The organism is Methanospirillum sp., from assembly GCF_035406105.1.
Classification (GTDB): domain Archaea; phylum Halobacteriota; class Methanomicrobia; order Methanomicrobiales; family Methanospirillaceae; genus Methanospirillum.
The window spans coordinates 1-6,233 of the sequence record NZ_DAONKG010000149.1 but is presented as its reverse complement, the minus strand read 5'-3'; the positions used below and the strand labels follow the sequence as shown (position 1 = coordinate 6,233).

At 50.8% G+C, this 6,233-nt stretch carries 8 protein-coding genes; 7 read left to right on the top strand and 1 reads right to left on the bottom strand.

Annotated elements, in window-relative coordinates:
• Positions 1-655 (top strand): AAA family ATPase (locus PLA23_RS09415; protein WP_324474977.1); only part of this gene is annotated, 655 nt, incomplete at its 5' end.
• Between the two features lie 12 nt (positions 656-667).
• On the top strand, positions 668-1,168 hold the full coding sequence (locus tag PLA23_RS09410) for a hypothetical protein (RefSeq protein ID WP_324330433.1): 501 nt from the start codon (positions 668-670) through the stop codon (positions 1,166-1,168).
• Here the strand turns inward: PLA23_RS09410 and PLA23_RS09405 are convergent, their stop codons facing one another.
• Positions 1,169-2,407 carry a proteasome-activating nucleotidase gene (locus PLA23_RS09405; protein ID WP_324330432.1) on the bottom strand — a complete coding sequence of 413 codons (1,239 nt, stop codon included), beginning with the start codon at positions 2,405-2,407 and terminating at the stop codon, positions 1,169-1,171.
• A 61-nt stretch (positions 2,408-2,468) separates the two neighbouring features.
• Here PLA23_RS09405 and PLA23_RS09400 point away from each other — a divergent pair, with 61 nt between their 5' ends.
• The 5 genes from PLA23_RS09400 to PLA23_RS09380 all read left to right on the top strand — a co-directional run.
• Positions 2,469-2,966: a multiprotein bridging factor aMBF1 gene (locus PLA23_RS09400; protein ID WP_324474974.1), complete on the top strand. Its 498-nt coding sequence runs from the start codon at positions 2,469-2,471 to the stop codon at positions 2,964-2,966.
• A 292-nt stretch (positions 2,967-3,258) separates the two neighbouring features.
• A complete protein-coding gene (locus PLA23_RS09395; protein ID WP_324328703.1) occupies positions 3,259-4,059 on the top strand; it encodes a 2-amino-3,7-dideoxy-D-threo-hept-6-ulosonate synthase in 801 nt (266 codons plus the stop codon).
• Positions 4,056-4,829, top strand: a complete 774-nt coding sequence (locus PLA23_RS09390) for a 2-amino-3,7-dideoxy-D-threo-hept-6-ulosonate synthase (protein WP_324328705.1) — start codon at positions 4,056-4,058, stop codon at positions 4,827-4,829. Before PLA23_RS09395 ends, PLA23_RS09390 begins: the two co-directional genes overlap by 4 nt.
• A 6-nt stretch (positions 4,830-4,835) precedes the next feature.
• Positions 4,836-5,822 carry a 3-dehydroquinate synthase II gene (locus PLA23_RS09385; protein WP_324328707.1) on the top strand — a complete coding sequence of 329 codons (987 nt, stop codon included), beginning with the start codon at positions 4,836-4,838 and terminating at the stop codon, positions 5,820-5,822.
• A gap of 1 nt (position 5,823) precedes the next feature.
• The coding region (locus PLA23_RS09380) for a prephenate dehydrogenase/arogenate dehydrogenase family protein (RefSeq protein ID WP_324474972.1) at positions 5,824-6,233 on the top strand (410 nt) is incomplete at its 3' end.

Sequence of the window (6,233 nt, the reverse complement as noted above, 5' to 3'; positions counted from 1 at the left end):
CCTGTTATACGGCCCCCCCGGAACGGGGAAGACCCTGCTTGCCAAAGCGGTTGCCCACAATGCAAAAGCCACGTTCATACGGATGAGCGGGAGCGAACTGGTGCACAAGTATATCGGTGAAGGTGCCCAGTTGGTTCGTGAACTCTTTGCACTTGCACGGGATCGGGCCCCGTCGATCGTCTTCATAGATGAGATTGATGCTATCGGAACCACCCGGACGAATGATGGCACCAGTGGGAGCGCTGAAGTCCAGCGAACACTGATGCAGCTGCTCGCAGAGATGGACGGGTTTGACAACCGGGGCGATGTTAGGATTATGGCAGCTACCAACCGGGTTGATATGCTTGATGCGGCACTTCTTCGTCCCGGACGGTTTGACCGGATTATTGAGATTCCTGTACCTGATATTGTTGCGAGGGAAGAGATAATCAGGATCCACACACGAAAGATGACTCTTTCTCCGGATGTGAATTTTGCAGAGATATCACTTCTGACAGAAGGGCTGACCGGGGCGCAGATTCAGGCCGTCTGCAGGGAAGCAGGTATGTTTGCAGTCCGGAAGAGTGCATTTGAAGTCACCAACCAGGATATGCTTGATGCCATAAACAAGGTTGCCGGCGAAGAGCATGATACTGAAGAGCGGATGTTCCGCTAATCCTGCTTTTTTATGAATCTGCTGATATTCAGCAGACCGGGTATCAGAATATACCAGGAACTGAAGAGATCAGAGACCGCCTGGAATGCTCTTCGGTTTTATGATCCAATTGAGATCCCGGTCGGTATTTTGGTGCAGCTCAGTTCGCTCTCTGCAGCGCTCTCTCTGGCTTCTGATCTCAAGTACTTTATACGAAAATTTGGCTCTGAACATCTCTTTGAAATAAGTCCTGGTGTGTATTGTACTCCGTCGGTTGCAAGGACGAGATATGTGGAGCGATCCTCTCCTGCACATCCATGGCCGTGGAAGATATGGTACTGGGTACAGGGGGATGGAAATCTTTTCAAATATACTGCTTGTCCTGAAATGGATACGCCTCCAGGATCGCTCATACCGGCTGGGTATATCTATGAGGTTCAGTGTTCTGAAGATGAGTATTCAGTCAGCCATCTCCTTCTCTCTGGAAAAGGCACACAAAAGGGAGATCTTCAAAAAGAAGAAGCGGATGTATAATCAGGCAAACATGACGCCTGCTGTGGAAAGTCGCTGATCCCGTTCAAAGTCACATCTGAATTTATTCAGGGCAGTCAGGAAGTCATCATGACAGACCTGGGGGTGTTCCTTGCGGATAGCAAACATCCCTGCCTCCATACATATTGCATTCAGGTCTGCTCCGTTTCTCCCTTCAGTAAGCCTTGCAATTTCCATGAGATCTACATCATCTGACAGATTCATGGATCGGGTATGGACTTTCAGGATAGAGTACCTGCCTTCAGTATCCGGGAGCGGGATCTCGATGATCCGGTCAAAGCGGCCGGGCCGAAGAAGGGCAGCGTCAAGAATATCAATCCGGTTCGTCGCCCCGATAATCTTTACATCACCTCGTGGCTCAAATCCGTCCATTGCTGCGAGGAGCTGCATCAGTGTCCGCTGCACTTCCCGGTCTCCGGAGGTCATGGCCTCAGTGCGTGAGGCACCAATGGCATCAATCTCATCAATGAAAACGATGGAAGGTGCCTTCTCTTTTGCAAGGTCAAAGAGTTCCCTGACCAGGCGTGCTCCTTCTCCTATATATTTCTGCACGAGTTCTGAACCGACGGTATGCAGGAAGATTGCATGTGTCTCATGTGCAACGGCCTTTGCAAGAAGGGTCTTTCCGGTTCCAGGCGGGCCATAGAGCAGGACACCTTTGGGCGGGTTTATACCGATCTTTTCAAACAGATCAGGCCGTGTCATCGGAAGCTCAACAGCTTCCCGAATCTCCATGATCTGTTTTTCAAGACCACCGATGTCCTCGTATGTTTCAGTCGGAGCATCAACCAGTTCCATTCCATAGACCTGTGAATCATAGGTGCTTGGAAGAACTTCCACAATCGCCAGGGACTGCTGGTTTAATGTGCACCTGACACCTGCTTTCAGGGTACTTGGGTTGACTGCCTGGGATACCCTGACAAGGAACCGCGGCCCCGCACTTGATCGTACGACCACGCGGCCGGGATCGATGATATCAGTTACGGTTCCCACGATGAGTGGCGGGGTCTTGAGATGTTCAATCTCGCTTTTCAGCTTTCTGACCTCGCGCTCATATCGGATCTTCTGGGTCTCAATATATCGCTTATCTGACTCCAGTTGCCGTATCTGCTCCTTCAATTCCTGGTTCTGCGATTCCATTCCTGCAACCCGGTCTACTAAATACCGGTATAACTCCTCAGGAGTTTTCACATCATCCGGGTGGCGGGCTGCTTCTGCCATCTGATCAATCAGGTATATAGGGGTAAGTGACTATATGATGTTTGCGAAAATGCAGTGTGAAATGTGCGGCGCAGATTCCAAAGGCCCTCTGAAACGGATCAGGATCGAAGGGGCCGAGCTCTCGGTATGTAATGCCTGTGCAAAATATGGAACTGAAGTGCAGGGTGCTCCCCGGACATCTGCATTACAGGCGGTCCGGTCATCCGGGTATGCCGGTACCGGAGTCACCGGAAAACCCCCGGTCCAGCGGTCCAGGGATCTGTTTGACCGTATGGGCGGCGATCTGGTTGAAGATTATGCCGATCGGATACGGGATGCACGGATGAAACTGGGAATGACCCAGAAAGATCTTGCTCTAGCCATGATGGAGCGTGAACTCCTCGTTAAGAAGCTTGAAAAAGGTGAACTGATACCGGAAGATGAGGTTCGGAAAAAACTGGAGAAAATACTTATTATCAGTCTTCTTGATGATGGCTCATCTGAACCGGCCGACCTTCATCATGCCAGGATGACTACCACGATGGGGGACGTCATCCAGATCAAGAAGGCGAAGAAGTAAATCTCTATTTTTTTGTGCGTGATGTGTCAAATTCCATGGGATGGATGATCATGCCATGCCATGTCATAGCACGGACAACGATATCTTTATATGGAGCCAGACTGACCCCTGATCATGACAACCTGCGTGGAGGGTACAATGCCTGTCATTCAGTGCAGCCATGCTCCTCCCGGCTTGTCGTCCGAAATGATCGGAAATTCGCTCGAATATTGCTATTATTCGTTCTTTTTTAGCTTTTATCCGTTTTTTTGGTACTGAGTGATCACTCGTACCATATTTGGAGTGATCTGTTATGAGAGGCAAAGATATCAGACTTGAAAGAATCATGAACCGCAACACAAGAAAGACGATCATTGTGCCAATGGACCATGGAGTAACCCTTGGCCCCATCGATGGTCTTGTTGATCTTCCTGATGCGGTAAATTCAGTGGCAGAAGGTGGAGCAAACGCAGTACTTGGCCATGTAGGGCTGGCATTGCATGGACACAGGCAACGGGGTCATGATGTCGGGCTGATACTGCATCTGTCGGCATCAACTGCAATCGGTCCTGATCCAAATGAGAAGGTTCTCGTCAATTCGGTGACGAATGCCTTGAAGATGGGTGCTGATGCAGTCTCGATGCATGTCAATATCGGGGCTGATTCAGAGGCACAGATGCTGACCGATCTTGGCCACGTTGCGATTGAATGCATGGAGTGGGGAGTTCCGCTTCTTGCCATGATGTACCCGCGTGGACGTAATATTAAAGATGAGCATGCCGTGGAACATGTGAGGCTTGCAGCCCGGGTGGCGGCTGAACTTGGAGCAGATCTTGTAAAAACAAACTACACCGGTGATCCTGACTCGTTCCGGGAAGTGACCAGGGGTTGTCCGGTCCCGGTAGTGGTGGCAGGAGGCTCAAAGACCGATGACCTGACAACGCTTGAACTTATTGAGGGATCGATGGAAGGGGGCGCTGCCGGATTATCCATCGGGAGAAATGCATTCCAGCATGCAAATCCGGCATCCTTCGTTCGTGCCTGTGCAAAAATTGTGCATGAAGGGATGAGTGCGGCAGAGGTCCATGAGATGCTGAAAGGAGGAATGCTATGATTGGGAAACAGATCCGTATTGAACGGATAATGGACCGTAATACGGGAAAAGCAGTTATTATCCCGATGGATCACGGGATGACCCTCGGACAGATTGACGGCCTGCTCAACATGACTGAGACGGTTGCTGAGGTCTCCGATGGAGGAGCAAACGCCATTATTCTCCATAAAGGGCTCGTCCGTCCGGGGCATCGGAGAAAGGGCCGTGATATCGGACTTATCATTCATCTCTCCGCCGGAACAAGCATGAACCCGGACCCGAATGATAAGGTGCTCATCTGTAGTGTTGAAGAGGCGGTATCCCTGGGCGCTGATGCTGTTTCCATACACATCAACCTTGGTGCTCCGCAGGAATCAAAGATGATCGAGTCTGCAGGACAGGTTGTTCGTGATTGTAATCGATGGGGAATTCCACTCCTTGCGATGATCTACCCGCGTGGGCAGGGGATTGATCCGACCGACCCACGTCATGTTGGCCATGCGGTCCGGGTTGCCGAGGAACTGGGTGCTGATCTGGTCAAGACAAATTACACTGGTGATCCTGAATCATTTGCAAAGATTGTCAAAGCCTCTTCCATTCCTGTTCTGATTGCAGGCGGTGAAAAGGGAGAAGACGGTGACACATACAAAACGATTTATGATGCCGTCCACTTTGCAAAATGTGCCGGTGTCTGCATGGGAAGAAATGCATTCCAACGGGATAACGTTGCAAAATTCGTCTCAAATGTATCAAAAGTTGTTCATGACGGAGTCAGGCCGGAAAACATCTGAGGAATCATGAAACAGGTATTTGTTGATCTTCGGCCTTGGAATAAGGAACTTGCCATTGCAGCTCTTGAGTCGGGAGCTGACGGTGTTGTTGCCGATTCAGCAGGGCCGGTCCGGGAACTTGGCATGATACTGGTCATCGCTCCTGATGGAGATCTGGTTTTGAATCAGGATATCCGTGAGATGTCCATAGAAAATTCCGATGATCAGACAGAGGCAATGAACGCGGCAAAGACATGCCGGATTATTGTGCACACTCCCGACTGGACGATCATTCCATTGGAGAACCTTGTGGCATGTGGGGATAATGTTATTGCAGTCGTTTCAAGTCTAAAAGAAGCAGAACAGGCACTTACTGTTCTTGAGAAAGGAGTTGCAGGTGTTCTAGTCAAAACTGATGATCCTGACCTTGTCAGATCAATTACCCGCATGGCCCGATCCATGATGAGCGGGCAGGAGCTCCACCGTCTGACGGTAAAGGCAGTTCAACCTGCAGGGATGGGTGAGCGGGTCTGTGTCGATACCTGTTCTCTCATGGTTGACGGGGAAGGGATGCTTGTCGGGAATACCTCATCCGGTTTTTTTCTGGTACATGCTGAAACACTTGTCAATCCGTATGTTGCACCCCGGCCCTTCCGGGTGAATGCCGGTGGGGTCCATGCCTATGTGCAGGTTATTGGGGGAAAAACAGCGTATCTTGCAGACCTGAAAGCCGGTGACCGGGTCATGATTGTCCATGGAAACGGGTCCTGCCGGGAAGCGACCGTCGGCCGGGTAAAGATTGAACGACGCCCACTCTTTCTTGTTGAAGCGGAGGCCGAGGGGCAGCATGTATCCGTTATCCTGCAGAATGCTGAAACCATCAGACTTGTGCGTCCGGATTACTCAGCTGTATCGGTAACTTCACTCAAACCAGGTGATGTGGTGTTAGGCCGGGTTGAGCGTGGCGGCCGTCATTTCGGAATGGCAATTGATGAGACCATCATTGAGAAATAACATGAAGGTTGGCATCATTGGCGGAACCGGAGGGATGGGGCGTCTCTTTGCACAGGTATTTCAACAGGCAGGGCATGAGGTGCTCATTGCCGGCCGCAAGACGCAGACAACGAAAGAAGAGATCGCGGGCCGTGCTGATGTCATCATCGTTTCTGTTCCGATACGCGATACTGTCCCACTCATTCATGAGATTTCACCAATCCTAGGTGAGCATCACATCCTCGCCGACCTGACATCGCTGAAGACCGAACCGGTCAGGGCAATGCTTACTTCAAAAGCCCGTGTTATTGGGCTTCATCCCATGTTTGGCCCGACTGTCGGAACCATCCGGGGGCAGACGATTGTTGCCACACCTGCCCGCTGTAATGAGGAGGATCTCCGGTTTTTCATGACAATATTCGAAAGCCAGGG